Annotated in this window: 12 protein-coding genes and 2 pseudogenes; 7 read left to right on the top strand and 7 right to left on the bottom strand. The window is 66.1% G+C overall.

Going from position 1 to position 17,093, the window contains the following annotated elements; genetic code table 11:
* Positions 1-18 precede the first annotated feature (18 nt).
* The 4 genes and pseudogenes from PA01_08600 to PA01_18750 all read left to right on the top strand — a co-directional run bounded on the left by PA01_08600 (position 19) and on the right by PA01_18750 (position 5,959).
* Entirely contained in the window at positions 19-948 is a 930-nt protein-coding gene (locus PA01_08600) for a hypothetical protein (protein ID KON81648.1), read from the top strand.
* Positions 945-3,575, top strand: a complete 2,631-nt coding sequence (locus tag PA01_08595; protein ID KON81647.2) for a hypothetical protein — start codon at positions 945-947, stop codon at positions 3,573-3,575. Before PA01_08600 ends, PA01_08595 begins: the two co-directional genes overlap by 4 nt.
* Position 3,576: 1 nt before the next feature.
* Complete coding sequence (locus tag PA01_08590) at positions 3,577-5,805, top strand: hypothetical protein (protein ID KON81646.1); 2,229 nt, start codon at positions 3,577-3,579, stop codon at positions 5,803-5,805.
* A pseudogene (locus PA01_18750) lies at positions 5,804-5,959 on the top strand (transposase). Before PA01_08590 ends, PA01_18750 begins: the two are co-directional and overlap by 2 nt.
* Positions 5,960-6,002: 43 nt before the next feature.
* On the opposite strand, the gene mnmE reads toward PA01_18750, so the two are convergent.
* The 5 genes and pseudogenes from mnmE to rpmH all read right to left on the bottom strand — a co-directional run bounded on the left by mnmE (position 6,003) and on the right by rpmH (position 9,712).
* Positions 6,003-7,358 (bottom strand): tRNA uridine-5-carboxymethylaminomethyl(34) synthesis GTPase MnmE, encoded by a 1,356-nt coding sequence (gene mnmE, locus PA01_08585; protein ID KON81645.1) that lies wholly within the window; start codon positions 7,356-7,358, stop codon positions 6,003-6,005.
* Positions 7,330-8,981 (bottom strand): annotated as a pseudogene (yidC, locus tag PA01_08580) (membrane protein insertase YidC). Before yidC ends, mnmE begins: the two are co-directional and overlap by 29 nt.
* Positions 8,982-9,007: 26 nt before the next feature.
* Positions 9,008-9,217, bottom strand: a complete 210-nt coding sequence (yidD, locus tag PA01_08575; GenBank protein ID KON81644.1) for a membrane protein insertion efficiency factor YidD — start codon at positions 9,215-9,217, stop codon at positions 9,008-9,010.
* The gene (gene rnpA, locus PA01_18745) at positions 9,217-9,609 is read right to left on the bottom strand and encodes a ribonuclease P protein component (protein ID KON82399.2); all 393 of its coding nucleotides are present in this window, start codon (positions 9,607-9,609) and stop codon (positions 9,217-9,219) included. The genes yidD and rnpA overlap by 1 nt, the downstream gene beginning before the upstream one ends.
* Positions 9,578-9,712: a 50S ribosomal protein L34 gene (rpmH, locus tag PA01_18740; protein KAI5913084.1), complete on the bottom strand. Its 135-nt coding sequence runs from the start codon at positions 9,710-9,712 to the stop codon at positions 9,578-9,580. The genes rnpA and rpmH overlap by 32 nt, the downstream gene beginning before the upstream one ends.
* Positions 9,713-10,007: 295 nt before the next feature.
* Here rpmH and dnaA point away from each other — a divergent pair, with 295 nt between their 5' ends.
* The 3 genes from dnaA to gyrB all read left to right on the top strand — a co-directional run bounded on the left by dnaA (position 10,008) and on the right by gyrB (position 15,217).
* Positions 10,008-11,453: a chromosomal replication initiator protein DnaA gene (dnaA, locus tag PA01_08565; GenBank protein ID KON82398.1), complete on the top strand. Its 1,446-nt coding sequence runs from the start codon at positions 10,008-10,010 to the stop codon at positions 11,451-11,453.
* A gap of 81 nt (positions 11,454-11,534) precedes the next feature.
* Positions 11,535-12,638 carry a DNA polymerase III subunit beta gene (dnaN, locus tag PA01_08560; protein ID KON81643.1) on the top strand — a complete coding sequence of 368 codons (1,104 nt, stop codon included), beginning with the start codon at positions 11,535-11,537 and terminating at the stop codon, positions 12,636-12,638.
* Positions 12,639-12,721: 83 nt separating this feature from the next.
* A complete protein-coding gene (gene gyrB, locus PA01_08555; protein KON82397.1) occupies positions 12,722-15,217 on the top strand; it encodes a DNA topoisomerase (ATP-hydrolyzing) subunit B in 2,496 nt (831 codons plus the stop codon).
* Between the two features lie 118 nt (positions 15,218-15,335).
* On the opposite strand, the gene PA01_08550 is transcribed toward gyrB, so the two are convergent.
* Both PA01_08550 and PA01_08545 read right to left on the bottom strand, forming a co-directional pair.
* The gene (locus PA01_08550) at positions 15,336-16,025 is read right to left on the bottom strand and encodes a cell wall hydrolase (protein KON82396.2); all 690 of its coding nucleotides are present in this window, start codon (positions 16,023-16,025) and stop codon (positions 15,336-15,338) included.
* A 528-nt stretch (positions 16,026-16,553) separates the two neighbouring features.
* A complete protein-coding gene (locus PA01_08545; protein KON81642.1) occupies positions 16,554-16,775 on the bottom strand; it encodes a hypothetical protein in 222 nt (73 codons plus the stop codon).
* Between the last annotated feature and the right edge of the window lie 318 nt (positions 16,776-17,093).

Raw genomic sequence — 17,093 nt, 5'->3', positions numbered from 1 at the left:
TGCCTCTGGAGGGCGTCGATGTGGGCTCTCTTCCCGGGTCGCTCCGAAAGCCTCCGCCCGCGGGTAACCGGTTTCGTGCGGGCCGCGGAGAACTCGAGCGCGATCGCTGGCCTTCTGGTAAGCATCGAGCGTTGGGCCGAGGCCGCCGCGCCCCGCATCGTCGACGCGGCGACTGATCCGGGTGCCGCTATCCCCGCGGACGCTCACGTTTCGCTCGGCAGCGCGCTGAGCAAGGCCGATGGAAGCTTCGAGCTTGATGCGCCCGGTCGACCCGCGGCGGGCTACGTCGACGTGCTTACCGTGCGTCCGCCCGCGCGACCCGGCGGGCCGATGCGGCCATTGTTCGCACAGTTGCTGCGCTACGCGGGAGAAGGATCGCGGGCAATCGCGATCGATCTGCCCGTCACCCGACTCGCCGACGTCGGAGTCGCGTTCAGGCGCGAGGGTCTCGGCGCGTGGCCGGAAACGGGCCGCTTGCTCGCCGCGGCACACCAGCGAGAGCAATCTGCGGAGCGGCCGTCCTCCTCCTATTCCCGACGCTACACGGCGGAGCACGACGCGGCTGATGCGCGTTCGCCCGGGCGGATCAGCGCTCCCGGCGGGCGCGGACCGCGCCTCGAAGTGCGCACGGCGGTCGACGCTGAAGCCGAACCGCGCCCGCGCGACGTCGCGCGGGCCATCGGAAAGCTCGCCTGGCCCGAACCCGCCGGACGCGTGGTCGTGCGACAGGATCCGGATTCGGGCGATTTCACGGTCGCGGCGCCGCGGCTGCCGCTACGTCTGCGTCGCCCCGACGCCACGCCCGACCCGTTCGCGCAGCGCCGGCTCGAAGCGCGCTGGGCGAGTGCGCGGGACGAAGGGCGCCGCGGCGCCGAGGACGGGGCGGGAGCAAACGCGGATGAAGGGCCGCAGGGCAATGTCGCGTCGTCGGGAGGACGCGAACGATGACATTGCAAACCTTTGTCAACCAGTTGGGCGAGCTTTCCCCGCGGTTCGGCTCGACGCTCACGCCCGATCCGATCGACGACCTCGCCGTCTACGACTTCGCGTATCACGAGTTCCTCGTTCCGATCGAAGATGCGGAGACGACCTCGCGCGAGCGGCTCAGCGCCCAGGCGCTCGCTTACCTCGACGCGCTCGAGGCCGCCGGCGTCCCCGAGGCGCAGTTGATCCTCGCCGAGGTGTTTTTCGGTGGGCTGGAAGCAAGCCTGCGCGCGGCAGCGTATGCGAACTTCGCCCCGCAGGCTGCGGCCGCGAACCTCGCGCCGTGGATCGCCGACCTGCATACCAATCACCTTGCCCTGCTGAACAAGCTGCTCGGCTACTTCGTCCGGCTCCCGTACCGCCAGCTAGCCTACTTCCGCAAGCTGCGCGACAGTTTTCTCGCCTACATTCGAACCGAGCCGTTTCGCTGGCGCGGATGGGAGGTGTTCGAGTTCGTCGTTTCGGTCTTTTTCGGCGTTCCCTTTGACGATCCCAATTTCGCACAGACGGCGATCGGTTTCGGTGTCTCCAACCTCGGCAACCCGCAGGCACCCACACGCGGGGCGTTCGAATGGTGGCTGTGGCTCGAGCTGCAGAAACCGCCGCTCGTATTCGAACCTGGAGAATTCAGGTACCCCTTCCTCGTCGCGGCGCCGTTATCGGTGAACTTCGGTTTGCGGCGGGTGCACCGCCAGTACTGGCGGCTGCTCGGCCGCCAGAAAGGCGAGGTGATCCGCACGGTTCCTCTGGGGCCGGGACAGACCGAGCGCGTGACGACCAAGATCATTCGTCGGCGCCGCACCGAAGAGACTCGGCAGACGCAGGAAGAACGCGAAACGACGACGGAAACGGTGGACACGGTCAAGGACTCGAGCGAGCTCGTCAACGAAGCCTCGAACAGCTTCAACTGGAATGTTTCGACGACCGCTTCGGCGAGCTTCGGCGGCTTTGGCAGCGCCAGCACGACAGCCGGAGTCGGGGGCGCCAACGAAGACCGGTCGCGCGACACGAGCTCGCGCCTCAGCGAATCGATGCAGAAGGCCGCGAGCAAGGTTCGCAGCGAGACGCAGGTGATCGTCAAGGTCGAAGGCGAGATCGGCTTCGAGGAAGAGCGCTTCTCGGAAATCGTCAATCCCAATAACGAGATCGCGATCACCTACGAGTATCACAAGCTCCAGCACCGGTACGAGGTATTCACCGAGCTGAAGGAAGTGCAATCGGTGATTTACGTCGCGGAGACGTTGCCCGAGCCCGACGCGATCGGCGCCGAGTGGGCGCGACGCCACGACTGGATCCTCATGCGCGCGCTGCTCGACCAGTCGTTTCGCGTTTCGCTGCAGGAACTATCACAGGACGCGCCTGACGAGGATCCGATGCAGGGTGTCGCGGGCGACCCGTTGAGAGGCATGTTCGACGCCGCGGTCGGCGCCTTCGCGAGCTTCAATCCCAACTCGGCGGGAACCGGTCTCACCATTCCCGACATCTACGCCGCCCCGCAGGAGGCCTATCGCGAGCATCTGAACGCCGCCGCAGCCCGGCGTCGGGCGAATGCCATCCGCGAAGCGAAGCATGCGCGCCTGTTTCGTCATCTGCGCGACAACATCCTGCACTACCAGCAGGCGATCTGGGCGCGCGAGCACCCCGACCAGCGGATCCTGCGCTACACGAAGGAGGGACGGGTCGTGCCGTTGCGCTGGATCGGCGCGACCCCGCAATTGCGGCCCGACGGCACCTACCAGGGCACCGAGATCGTTCCTGACGGTGATGCGGTGCCGCTGGTCGAAGTGATTGATCCCACCGGGCCGATCGCTTACTTCGGCAACTACGCGGTGTTCGAGCTCTCGCCGGTTCTTGCGGCGCCCGAAGCACGTGTCGCGGCGATGGGCTACCAGCTCGAAATGAATCTCGCCTACCTGCTGCAGATGAGCCGCGCGCCTTACTACGACCCGCAAACCGAGGCGCTCATCGATCCCGGGCTCAGGGCCGAGCGCGAGCGCCAACGGGCCCGCTGGCCGAACGGCCTCATCCAGCTCACCGATGCGGTCGTGTTCGATCTCGTTTCGTACCTGCCGAATCTGGCCGATGCGCTCGCCCCGGGCGGCCAGGTCGCGCGCGACCCGAACGACGCGACGCGCCTCGCCGCGGCGATTCCCGCCGACACCTACGCCGAGTACCTGTTCCGCCGCGACACCACGCGCCGCTTTCTCGTCGATTCCAACAACCTGTACCTGTCCTTGCAAAGTGGCGAAGGCGCGGCGCTCGAGCCGTTCAAGCGCGCTCATCGCTTGCTCGACGTGCTGAAGACGGAGCAGGAAGTCCTCGCGATGCAGACGAAGAACGCGCGCCGCGCGGCGCTCGTCGCCGATGCCGGCGCCTTCGATCCGGACATCGAAAAGGTGATCGTCGTACCGAGCAGCGCGACGGCGATCGCCGCGGCGGGGGCGGCCACCACGACAGGCGTCGGCGCAGCGCCGGGCGGTGCCCGGACGCAGCCGACACGGACGACGGCCGCGACCGACGCGGTGGCGTCCTCGCCCGCGCCGACGGGGCCCGGCGGACCAGGCGAACCAGGCGAACCAGGCGGAGGTTAGGTTGGCGACCGAACCGCCCGACATCCCCCCCGTCACGACACCGGGAGTCGCGCAGGGGCGTGCGGCCCTGCCCGAATCGCCGCTTCCGGCCGAGCCGCCGTCCGTTGCCGATGCCGTCGCGCGGCTCGCCGACTTCGCGCGGCGCGCCTATCGCGACAACCTCGAACGCCGCTTGCGGACCTTGCTGTACCCGACCGATCACACCGTGCTCGAAGCGCTCACCGAGACGTATCAAGCGGCGGGCCTGATCGGTCCGCTGCCGCGCAGGCAGGATCCCGGCGAGCCGACGATCCGCTACGCGACCGAGGTGCGCCTGCCGTTTCTCGCGCAGGTGCGCGAGGCCTATCTCCGGGATCTCGCGGTCGTGATGCCGCTCGTCGAGGAGCAGGCGTTCTATGAGGCGATCCGGCGGCTCAATGCGCACGAGGTGCTGCGGATCAACCTCGAGTTCGACATGCTCGATCCGGTCGCGCTGCGCGACCTGCATGCCGCCGCGCGCGCTTATCTCGCGAAGCGGCGCCGCGCCCTGCACGGCCTCGTGCGCGAGACCGCGGGATTCACGAACGAGGACTTTCTGGCGGCCGAGCGTGGCGTGCGCGAAGCGATCGACAACGAGCATCTGAAGCTGCTTGTCGCACACAAAGATCGCGACAGCCTGGTTCCGGAGCTCGCGATGAGCGCCGACCGCGCGGAAGCCGCGGTGCGCCGCGTCCTGGCCGAAGCCCGCGAGGCGATCTTCGAGTTCGGCGATGAACTCGACGCGAACCGCGACCACGTGTGGCGCTACCCCCCGGCTGTCGGCGGCGCGGCGCCGCGCGTGCTGCGGCTGGCAGGCGTCAACGGGGACGCCGCGCGCTTTGCCGCCTATCTCGAGAATCTCGCCGACGAGAAGTCGTTCGACCCGCTGCAGATCGCGTTCTTTGTCGCGGGGGTTGCCGTGATGGCGGTCGGCCTCGCCGTGTTTCCCGGCGGCGGGCTGATCGTCGTGACGCTGGAAGGCTTGGATGCCGGAATGGCCGTTTACGCCGCCGTGCGCAGCTATCGGCAGGAGCGCGAGACGGAACTGGCGAATCTCGCCACGGTGCTCGGTCAGGGCGCACCGTTCGCGCCGCGCGAGGCAAGCTACGGTCTCGTGGCGCTCGAAGGCTGGACCGCGTTGCTGACCGCAATGGGCTTTCTCGGCGTGCTGAGCCGTACCGCGAAATCGGCGCGCGCGGCGGCCGCGCCGGTCGTCGAAGCGGACGTCGCCACGGCATCGCGTGGCCTACAGGCGGCTCCCGAAGGGGCGCAGGCGAGGCCGGCGATCGCGCGGCAGCGCGCCGCGGAAACGCCCGCGGCGGCGCGCGAAGCCCGGCGCGAGGCGCGCCCGCGCCGCGGCGCGACCCGGGTCATCCGGCCTCGCGTGGAGCGCCGCCGCGCGGTGGGCATGAATGAGCGTGGCATCGACAATCCGCTGGGCGAGCGCACCGAGCTCGAGTTGATCGAATCGCTCGAAGGCCAGCCCGGCACGCTCATCGACGACCCGCTGCCGACGCGTGCGCGTGCGCGACGCATGGTGCCTCGCGACCCGGCAGAAGTGGGCCAACTTGCGGAAGACCTCCTCGAGCAGGCAGGCGGCGATTCGGCCCGCGCGCTCGCGACCATACGGGCTCGACATGGCGATACCGAGCTTGCGGACGATCTCGCCGCGGCGGTCATGGTGCGACAGCCGACGTTCCGGGGCGAAGGGGCTGCACTGGGCGGCCGCGAGTCGGCCGATTTTCAGCGCCTCGTGACGGGCCGCGATCACGAGTATGTTTTCGATCTGCCCGAGCCCGTGGGCGTGACGCAGGCCGGGCGGCCGCGCACCGAGACGAGGATCGACGGCATCACCGCGTCGCACCTCGTCGATGCCAAATACACCGAAGCCGACATTTCGCTGAGCGCGCATGTGACGCGACGTCGTCGCGCGCCCGACGAAGTGCTCGAACAGTTCGACGTCGATCGCCGCATCGTCGAGGAAGCGCGCCGCCGCGGGGTCGAACCCATCGACGAGGAACGGCTTGCCGATACGCTCGACCAGATGACGCGCCAGCTCATGCTCGCGCAACATCACGGTTTTCTCGGCGTGCGCTGGGTCTGTTCGACACCAGACCTCGCGACCTACTTCCGGAGAGTCTACGAGAGCTCCAATCTGCCGAGACTTTTCAACGTGGAGTTCAGCGCGGTTGTGTTCGAGCCGGGCGGGTGAAACCTATTTGGCCATCACCGACCGGCAGGTACCCATTACGGCCGCGGGGCGCAAGAGCAAGACCACCAAGGTGCTGGTCGTCATGGCGGTGGAAATCCACCAACCGAAGGGATTTGGGCGAATTCGGCTGCGCCGGGTGAGTGACGATAGTGCTGTTTTTGCGCTCGGTCAAGGTTCTGGACCAGCTGGGATTGACGCTACTTTCCGATGCAGAACCGCGAAAAAATCACCCCCAGCAGATCGTCGGACGAGAACTCCCCGGTGATCTCGCTGATGCAGGCCTGAGCCAGCCGCAGCTCCTCCGCGAACAGTTCGAGCGCATCGCACTGTGATCGCGCGGCGACCACGTGCGTCAGCGCGTCGCGCAACGCGACGAGATGGCGTTCACGCGCCAGCACGACGTCGTCGCCATGCGCGTGCCAGCCCGCCACTCTCAGCAGCTCGCTGCGCAGCAGGTCGACGCCGAGCGCGAGCTGGGCGGAGAGCTGGATCGCGACGCCATCGTCGTGCCGCAGCCGCGCCGGTTCGAGCCCGCACAGATCGATCTTGTTGAAGATCGTGATCCGCTCGACCCCTTCCGGCAGCGCCGCATCGATCGCGTCGTCGCCCGGCTGCGGGCCGACCCGCGCATCGACGATGCGCAGGATCACGTCCGCGCGCGCGATCTCGCGCCACGTCCGCTCGACTCCGAGGCGTTCGACCGGATCGGCCGTTTCCCGCAGCCCGGCCGTGTCGATGACATGGATCGGAATGCCTTCGATCGCGATCGTCTCGCGCACGGCGTCGCGCGTCGTGCCGGCGATGTCGGTGACGATCGCGCGCTCCTCGCCGGCGAGGCAGTTCAGCAAGCTGGACTTGCCGACATTCGGCTGACCGACCAGGACGACGTTCATCCCGTTGCGCAGCAGCGCGCCCTGGCGCGCGCGCTCGAGCACCCCTTCGAGCTTCACGCGGAGCGTGTCCAGGCGCTCCAGCGCGCGGGCGTTTTCGAGGAACTCGACGTCTTCGTCGGGAAAATCCAGCGTCGCTTCGACGAGCATCCGCAGGTCGATCAGCGCGTCAGTGAGCCGATGCATTTCGTCGGAGAACGCACCCGACAGCGAACGCACTGCCGAGCGCGCCGCCGCGACCGTTGACGCTTCGATCAGGTCCGCGACCGCCTCGGCCTGGGCGAGGTCCATTTTCCCGTTGAGGAACGCGCGTCGCGAAAATTCGCCGGGCTCGGCGAGCCGGGCGCCGAGTTCGAGACAGCGCGCGAGCACGAGCTGCAGCACGACCGGCCCGCCGTGCCCCTGCAGTTCGATGACGTCCTCGCCGGTGAACGAATGGGGCGCCGGGAAATAGAGCAGGATGCCTTCGTCGATCGGCTTGCCGCCGGCATCGACGAAATGCGTGAACGCCGCCTGGCGGGGTTTCGGCTCCCTCCCCGTCAGCGCACGGGCGAACGGCGCGAGCGCCGCACCGGAGACGCGAACGACTCCGATGCCGCCGCGACCGGGCGCGGTCGCGACCGCCGCGATGGTGTCAGGCAGGCTTGGCGCCGGACTTTTCACCTTCGATCATCCGCGTGATCTGCCATTGCTGCGCGATCGACAGAATGTTGTTCACGACCCAGTACAGCACCAGGCCCGACGGGAACCACAGGAACATGAAAGTGAAGATGATCGGCATCGCCATCATGACTTTTGCCTGGATCGGGTCCGGCGGCGTCGGGTTGAGCTTCATCTGGATCAGCATCGACGCGCCCATGATCACCGGCAGGATGAAGTACGGATCCTTCGCCGACAGGTCCTGGATCCAGCCGAGCCACGGGGCGTGGCGCATCTCGACGCTGCCGAGCAGCACCCAGTACAGCGAGATGAACACCGGGATCTGCACCAGGATCGGCAGGCAGCCGCCGAGCGGGTTGATCTTCTCCTTGCGGTACATCTCCATCATTTCCTGCTGCATCTTCGCCTTGTCGTTGCCGTACAGCTCCTTCAGGCGTTGCATGCGCGGGCCGAGCACGCGCATTTTCGCCATCGACTTGTAGCTCGCGGCCGACAGCGGGAAGAAAATCAGCTTGATCAGGATCGTCACGATGATGATCGCCCAGCCCCAGTTGCCGACCAGGCTGTGAATCCACGACAGCACCCAGAACAGCGGCGCGGCGATCACCGTCAGCCAGCCGTAATCGACGACCAGGTCGAGCCCGGGCGCGATGTCCTCGAGCTTGTCCTGTTCCTGCGGGCCGGCGTAGAGGCTCGCTTCGACGCGTCCGCTCTGCCCGGCTCGATCGCCGCCACCGGCACGATCACTCCGGCCGAATACAGGTCGTTGCCGACTTTCTGCGCGAAGAACTCGCGTTCCGTTGCGCCTTGCGGCAGCCACGCGCTGACGAAGTAATGCTGGACCATCGCGATCCAGCCGTCGCTCGCCTGCTTGACGAACTTCGCGCTGCCTTCGGCGATTTCCTCGAACTGGACTTTCTGGAACTTCTCCGCTTCGGTGTAGAACGCCGGACCGGTGAAGGTCGTGACGCCGAACGCCTCGACCGACTCGGCCGGCTTGCCGTCGCGCGTGAGCTGGTAGTACGCATGCGGCGAAAGCGCGCGCTCGCCGCGGTTCTCGATCTCGTAGGCGACGTCGACGAGATAGTTGCCGCGATGGAACGTCATCACTTTCGTGACCTTGACACCATCCTGCTCCGGCGCGTCGAGCCGCACGACGAGACGGTCCTCGCCTTCCTTCATGACCTGTTCGCCCGCCGGCAGCGTGAACGTCGTCTTGTGGGTCGGCAGGTTCTCGCCGATCAGCCCGGACTGCGCCGCATACAGGTGAATCGCGCCGTCGTCGAACAGCACGAAGTTCTTCGTCTTGTCGGCTGTCGCTTTGTGCTCGGCCAGTTCGAGCCGGACGATGTCGCCGCCCTGCGCCGAAATTTCCGCGACCATGAGGTCGGTGCGCACGAGCATGCGCGGCGCCGTCGAAGCGGTCGCCACGCCCGGCACGCCCGGCACGGCAGTGGCCGCACCCGGCGTCACGCCGGTTGTCGGCGTCGGCACGCCGGACCCCTCGATACCGGCAGGGGCAGTGACCGCGACCGGCGCCGGCTGGCTTTGCTTCAGCCACGCATTCCACAGCATCACGAGGGAAAGGGAGAAGACGAGGAAGAGTACGAGGCGGCGCTGATCCATCGGATTATTGTTCGATCTGAAATTGTTCAGGGGACGGGATCATACCCGCCGGGATGGAATGGGTGGCAACGGCCTACCCGCTTGAGCGCAAGCCAGCCGCCGCGCATCGCGCCGTGGCGCTCGACAGCTTCCTGCGCGTACTCGGAGCAGCACGGATGAAAGCGGCAGTTACGGCCCAGCATCGGGCTGATCGCGTACCGATACACACGCAGCAGACCGAGCACCGGCGCTTTCATCACTCGCGAAACCGGCCGAGCAGATTGACGACATCGTCGTTGATCATCGCGCGCGTCGCCATCTTGACGGGCGCCTGCAGGCGCACGACGAGATCGTGGTGCGCCAGCGCCGGCCGCGCCTTGCGAAACTGTTCGCGCACGATGCGTTTCAGCAGGTTGCGCACGTTGGCCCGTTTCGCCAGCTTCTTCGCGATGACGACTCCCAGGCGCGCCGTCCCGAGTTCGTTGGGGCGATAATGGGCGATGAAAAATCGCCCCTTGAACGCCCGCCGAAAAGCAAAAACGGATGAGTACTCATCCGTTTTTCGTAACCTGTAGGCGTCGAGGAATCGCTGGTCAACGCCCGGCCGGCTGCTCACCTCAAACGGCGAGACGGTGACGGCCCTTTGCACGACGGGCGCGGATCACTGCGCGACCGCCACGGGTCTTCATGCGGACCAGAAATCCATGGGTGCGCTTGCGACGGACGACGGAAGGCTGATAGGTGCGTTTCATTTCGGTCTGCCAGTATTTGGGTCAAACGCGAGATTTAATTGGATAATCCACTGTTTGTCAAGCACAATTTTTGCCCAGACCTGTGGATAACTTTTGCGGCGGGGGGTAGAATCCGCGTTTCCGCTTTCGGTCGATCACACAGCAGGAGCGGCCATCCCTGCACCGCGCTGTGCCTCACTTCCGCGAAAGCGTCCCTATAACCCACATCAAGCTGCCGCCGTCTTTTCGCCGCCTTGGTGAACAGTGGAGAGGGTACGCTTTGAAAACCGTGCCGCAAGCCCAAACCGTCGAACCCGTGAGCCAAGATCTCTGGTCCTTCTGCCTGTCGCGCCTGGAACACGAACTGCCGCAGCAGCAGTTCAACACCTGGATCAAGACGCTGCACGCCGATGAGGAACAGGCGCGCGACGGCGCTGCGTTGCGGCTGGTCGCGCCGAGCCGCTTCGTGCTGCAGTGGGTGCGGGAGCGTTACCTGCGCCGGATCGGCGAACTCGGCGCCGAGTTCCACGGCGCCCCGATCGAAATCGAACTCGTGTTGCCCGCGGCCGGGGCGGGGCGCCCGGCCGCGCGCCCCGTCGTCAGCAGCCCGCCTGCCACTGCGCCGGCCGCTGTCCCTGCCCCCTCGCAGGCGCCTGCCACCGCGCTTGCCGCCCCGGCCGTCGTCACGCGCCCGGCCGAGCCCGAATCCTCCGTCGTCACCGCGTCGGAGCTCGCCTACGAGAAGACGCGCCTGAACGCCGACTTCACGTTCGACACGCTGGTCACCGGCCGCGCCAACGACCTCGCGCGCGCCGCTGCGATGCAAGTCGCGCAGAACCCCGGCACGTCGTACAACCCGCTGTTCGTCTATGGCGGCGTCGGCCTCGGCAAGACCCACCTCGTGCATGCGATCGGCAACGCCGTCTATCAGCACAACCCGCGCGCGGTGATCCGCTACGTGCACGTCGAGGACTACTACGCCGACGTCGTGCGCGCGTACCAGCAGAAGAGCTTCGACGCGTTCAAGCGCTACTACCGCTCGCTCGACCTCTTGCTGATCGACGATATCCAGTTCTTCAACAACAAGAACCGCACGCAGGAAGAGTTCTTTCACGCGTTCAACGCGCTGACCGAAGCGCGCAAGCAGATCGTCATCACCTGCGACACCTACCCGAAGGACATCCAGGGCCTCGAAGACCGCCTGATCTCGCGCTTCGACTGGGGCCTGACGGTGCAGATCGAGCCGCCCGAGCTCGAGATGCGCGTCGCGATCCTGCAGAAAAAAGCCGAGGCGCTGCGCGTCGATCTGCACGACGACGTCGCGTTCCTGATCGCCAAGAACCTGCGCTCGAACGTGCGCGAGCTCGAAGGCGCGCTGAACAAGGTCGTCGCGTTCGCGCGCTTCCACGGCCGCGGCATCTCGCTCGAAGTCGCAAAGGACGCGCTGAAGGATCTGCTGAACGCGCACAACCGTCAGCTGACGATCGAGCACATCCAGAAGACCGTCGCCGACTACTACAAGATCAAGGTCGCCGACATGCACTCGAAAAAGCGCACGCGCGTCATCGCCCGTCCGCGCCAGGTCGCGATGTGGCTCGCGAAAGACCTCACGCCGATGTCGCTGCCGGCGATCGGCGAAGCGTTCGGCGGGCGCGACCACACGACCGTGATGCACGCGTGTCGCACGATCGCCGAGCTGCGCCTCGGCGACCACCAGTTGAACCACGACGTCCACGTGCTCACCCAGGTCCTCAGGGGATGAACACCGCCGCCCCCGCCCTTTCGATTGCGCCTCGCGCCAAGCCCGGAACAACCTAATTCAAACCGGAAAAACTCTGACGCCATGCTTCTGCTCACCACCACCCGCGACGCGCTCCTCGCCCCGCTGCAGTCGGTCGCCGGCATCGTCGAAAAGCGCCACACCCTGCCGATCCTGTCGAACGTGCTGATCGAGAAGCACGGCGACCAGCTGACGCTGCTCGCCACCGACATCGAGATCCAGATCCGCACGACCACCACCGGCCACATCGGCGGCGAAGACGCATCGATCACCGTCGCCGCGAAGAAGCTCCAGGACATCCTGCGCGCAGTGCCCGAAGGCGACGTGACGGTGACGCTCGACGACAAGCGCCTCACCGTCAAAGCCGGCCGCAGCCGCTTCGCGCTGCAGACGCTGCCGGCTGCGGACTACCCGCGCATGAACCTGCCCGACGGCGACGCGACGCGCTTTTCGGTGAGCCAGAAGACCTTCAAGCGCCAGCTCGCCCAGGTCGCTTACGCGATGGCGCAGCAGGACATCCGCTATTACCTCAACGGGCTGCTGCTGATCGCGAGCGGCAGCGAACTGCGCATGGTCGCGACCGACGGCCATCGCCTCGCGTTCGCGTCGAACCCGTTGGCGGGCGACGTTCCGCATACCGAAGTGATCCTGCCGCGCAAGACCGTCATGGAGCTCGCGCGCCAGCTCGCCGACAGCGAAGACCCGCTCGAAGTGATCCTCGCCGGCAACCAGGTCGTGTTCCGCTTCGGCCCGATCGAGCTCGTCTCGAAGCTCATCGACGGCAAGTTCCCCGACTACGAGCGCGTGATCCCGCAAAACCACCCGAAGCTGCTGACTTTCGAGCGCATGCCGCTGCTGGCGACGCTGTCGCGCGTCGCGATCCTGACCAACGAGAAGTTCCGCGGCGTGCGCCTCGTGCTCGGCGACGGCAGCCTGAAGATCGTCAGCACGAACGCCGAACAGGAAGAAGCGCTCGAAGAGCTCGAAGTCGATTACCACGGCGACCCGCTCGACATCGGCTTCAACGTCACCTATCTGCTCGACGTGCTGAACAACGTCACCAGCGACAAAATCGAGTGGCGCTTCAACGACGGCAACTCGAGCGCGCTCGTGACGCTGCCCGGCAACGCCACGTTCAAGTATGTCGTCATGCCGATGCGGATCTGATCCACCCGGCGCCCCGCCGCCTGCAGATTTTTTCGCCCCCGCGCATCCGGGGGCGCGTTCTTTGATGAATCACTGAGATGACCATGTCCGAACTGCAAGTCCTACCGCACACTCCCGAACCCGGCGCCTACGACGAATCCAGCATCCAGCAGCTCGAAGGACTGGAAGCGGTGCGCAAGCGCCCCGGCATGTACATCGGCGACACCTCCGACGGCACCGGCCTGCATCACATGGTGTTCGAAGTCGTCGACAACGCGATCGACGAGGCGCTGGCCGGCCATTGCGACGACATCGTCATCACGATCCACTCCGACAACTCGATTTCCGTCACCGACAACGGCCGCGGCATCCCGGTTGGCGTGAAGATGGACGACAAGCACGAGCCGAAGCGCTCGGCGGCCGAGATCGTCATGTGCGTGCTGCACGCCGGCGGCAAATTCAACCAGAACAGCTACAAGGTGTCCGGCGGCCTGCACGGCGTCGGCGTGTCGTGCGTGAACGCGCTGTCGAAGTGGCTGCGCCTGACGGTGCGCCGCGACGGGCGCAAGCACCAGATCGAGTTCCACCGCGGCGTCGCGCAGGACCGCCTGATCGAGATCGTCGACGGCGTCGAGACCAGCCCGATGCGCATCACCGGCGAGACGACGAAACGCGGCACCGAAGTGCATTTCCTCGCCGACGACGAGATCTTCGGCGACATCGAATTCCACTACGACATCCTCGCCAAGCGCCTGCGCGAACTGTCGTTCCTCAACAACGGCGTCAGGATCCGTCTCGTCGATCAGCGCACCGGAAAGGAAGAGGACTTCGCCTTCGCCGGCGGCGTCAAGGGCTTCGTCGAATACATCAACCGCACGAAGAGCGTGCTGCATCCGACGGTGTTCTACGCTGCGGGCACGACGCGCATCCCGACTGGCCACGGCCACGACGCCGAGCTCGGCGTCGAAGTCGCGATGCAGTGGAACGACAGCTACGCCGAACAGGTGCTGTGCTACACGAACAACATTCCGCAGGCCGACGGCGGCACCCACCTCACCGGCCTGCGCGCGGCGATGACGCGCGTCATCAACAAGTACATCGAAGAGCACGAGATCGCGAAGAAGGCGAAAGTCGACATCACCGGCGACGACATGCGCGAAGGCCTCGCGTGCGTGCTGTCGGTGAAAATGCCCGACCCCAAGTTCGCGAGCCAGACGAAGATGAAGCTGGTGTCGTCCGAAGCGCGCCCGGCGGTCGAGGAAGTCGTCGCCAGCAAGCTCACCGACTTCCTGCAGGAAAACCCGCTCGACGCGAAGACGATCTGCGCGAAAATCGTCGAAGCAGCGCGCGCGCGCGACGCCGCGCGCAAGGCGCGCGAAATGACGCGCAGGAAAGGCCTCTTGGACGGCGTCGGCCTGCCCGGCAAGCTCGCCGACTGCCAGGAAAAAGATCCGGCGCTGTGCGAGATCTACCTCGTCGAGGGCGACTCCGCCGGCGGCTCGGCGAAGCAGGGCCGCGACCGCAAGTTCCAGGCGATCCTGCCGCTCAAGGGCAAGATCCTCAACGTCGAGAAAGCGCGCTTCGACAAGCTGCTGCAGAGCCAGGAGATCGCAACGATGATCACCGCGCTCGGCACCGGCATCGGCAAGGACGACTACAAGCCGGAGAAGCTGCGCTACCACCGAATCATCATCATGACCGACGCGGACGTCGACGGCGCGCACATCCGCACGCTGCTCCTGACGTTCTTCTACCGCCAGATGCCCGAGCTCGTCGAGCGCGGCCACATCTACATCGCGCAGCCGCCGCTGTACAAGATCAAGCACGGCAAGAACGAGATGTACATCAAGGACGAGAACGCGCTCAACCAGCACCTCTTGAAGCTCGCGCTCGACGGCGCGGCGCTGCTCCCGCGCGAAGGGGCGCAGCCGATCGCCGACGAAGCGCTCGGCGGCCTCGCGCGCAGCTACCTGCTCGCCGAAGCGGTCATCAACCGCCTCGCCGGCTACGTCGACCCGGCGGTGCTGCACGCGATGCTCGCGCAGAACCTCGCCGTCAGCCTCGACGACGAAGCCGCCGCACGCGACTCGGCCGCCCGCATCCAGCCGCACCTGCCCGCCAGCGTGACGATTCGTCCCGAATACCACGACGAAGCCGAGAGCTGGCGCCTCGCGATCGAGCGCATGCATCACGGCAACCTGCGCCTCGCGTGGATCGACGAGGAATTCCTCGTCACCGGCGACTACCGCAGCATCCGCACCGCAGCGGAAGCGATCTCCGACCTCATCGGCCCCGGCGCCGAAATCCGCCGCGGCGAAAAAAGCCACCCGATCACGCGCTTTTCCGAAGCGATCCGCTGGCTGCTCGGCGAAGTCGAGCGCGGCCTGACGAAGCAGCGCTACAAAGGCCTCGGCGAAATGAACCCCGAGCAGCTGTGGGAAACGACGATGGACCCGGCCGTGCGCCGCCTGCTGAAAGTCCAGATCGACGACGTAATCGCCGCCGACGAGATTTTCACGACGCTGATGGGCGACAACGTCGAGCCGAGAAGGGCGTTCATCGAGGGAAATGCACTGTATGCGCGGAATATCGACGTCTGAAGCTCAGGTCAACGCGGCAAGGCGCTGCGCGTTCTGCGGCCAGCCCCGACACGCGGCTTTATTGTTTTAGCGTTTTCATAGTCCAGCGCGCGTTCTCGAAAATACCCCTGTCGGACCGCTAACCCGAGCCGTCCGACAGGGCACTGCGGCGCCGCGGCTTGTCGACCGCTTCAACGGGCCTGTAGAAGTGGTGCGCGCCGACAGTCGCCGTCCTCGTGTAAATCTTCGACCAGCTCGGCGTCACGCGCTTGTGATGGAAGTAGGTCGCGCCGTGGGTGCGGTCGAGGAGCTGACCGTTCAGCGCCTCGCGCGCGACCTCCTTGGCCACCTTGTAGGGCTTCGGTTCCTCCACATCGTCGGGGCGGCCGTCACACCACCACGAGAACTGGCACGCGCCGCTTTCCTGACCCTGTTTGACGACGCCGCAAACCGTGTCGGGAAATTCATGCTGTCCGAGGCGGTTCATCACGACGTTGGCCACGGCCTGCATCGCCGCGACGTCCTCACCCTTGGTTTCCCAGTAAATGCTTCTCGCCAGGCACGTCAACGGGTCGTCCATCGCTTCCTTGCCCTTCGGATCGACCGCTTGCGCTTCGGCGGGCGTGATCTCCTCGCGTAGCTTGGGCTGCCCACCAGCGCCGTCGCTCGACGCCTTCTCCTCCAGCGTCTCGGCCTTGCTCTTCGCCGCTTCGGCGCCTCGTTCGAGCCCGGGGGCCGGTTTCACCCGCTCGCCTTCGCCCGCCGCGTGAGCAGACCCGACGAGTACCCATAGCGCGAACACGCTCAATCGGCCGAGCCGACCCAGCACGCCAACTCCATTGGCCGGACAACACGCAGTGCAAGGCGTCGACGTCATGAAACCTCCACGCACAAGAGCCGCAGCAGCACCGTCGCTGTGATCCTTTCGTCGGCTTCGTTCATTCCATTTCCCCAAAGGCGGAATCTGCAGCTCCCGAGCGGCTGCGCGGCCCGGCCTGCGGAACACATTCAAGCGCCGTGCCCGGGGTTTTCTCGCGACGAGCCGCGAAGGGCAAGGGAAGCGGCCGCCACTGCCGCGCCTGCAGGCGCGATTCTTCCTGATGGAGTAAGCCTTACAAACTGTATCGACCGCGGGCACTTACCGGCGGGAACCGCAGCCGCACGGCCGCCCAAAAGCCGTCTCGGCGTGCTTCGATCGATCCGGTCGTTGCGCCTGGGCGATCGAGGGCCCGCAGCAGGCCCGCTTCCGGCGTCGACGTCCTCCCGTTGCCCACCGCTGCATCCAGGCTGCGCAGCAGGTGCTGGGTGATCCTGATGAACGTGCTTCGGCGTTACCAGCCACCCCTCCGCTGTCAAATCAAGGAACCGAGACCCAGCCTTCAAGCGCCTGGTGGGCCGCCTCGTCCAGGGTCTTCGGGCCGAAAGGATCGCCGTAGTTGCGATCCTGTTGGTCCTCCAACATCTGGCCAAGGGTGCCGAGCCGGTTGGAATAGTCCCATATGCCGCCGCGCACGCTGCGCATGGCCGTGGCGTCGAGCGTTTCGGTTGCGGGCAAATCGTGGATAGTGAGCTGGGTCATGGCGGTTCTCCTGAAGAGGGCATCGCGTTGCTGTAGGTTGTGAGCCGGATGCTGCGCTCGTCACTCCTATTGCAGAAAGCGGGCCAGGGGATCGCCACAAGCACCGTAAAATCCAGTAAGGCATTGAACAATATAAATTTGTAGCCGCATCGATCGCGGTTGACGGCAGTGGCGGTACCGCTACTGGAGGCCAAACTGTGGGGTGACGTCGAACAGTTTGACGAGCGGTGTCAGGTCCGCGCAATCACAGTCTAAAAAGCGGCCCCATGTCCCCCACTGCCCGGTTTTCGGCCGGCCCCTCAATACGGTTCTTCGAGC

The organism is Azoarcus sp. PA01 (assembly GCA_001274695.2).
GTDB lineage: Bacteria > Pseudomonadota > Gammaproteobacteria > Burkholderiales > Rhodocyclaceae > Aromatoleum.
Note: the sequence above shows the minus strand (reverse complement) of the source record. Positions and strands in the feature narration are given on the sequence as shown.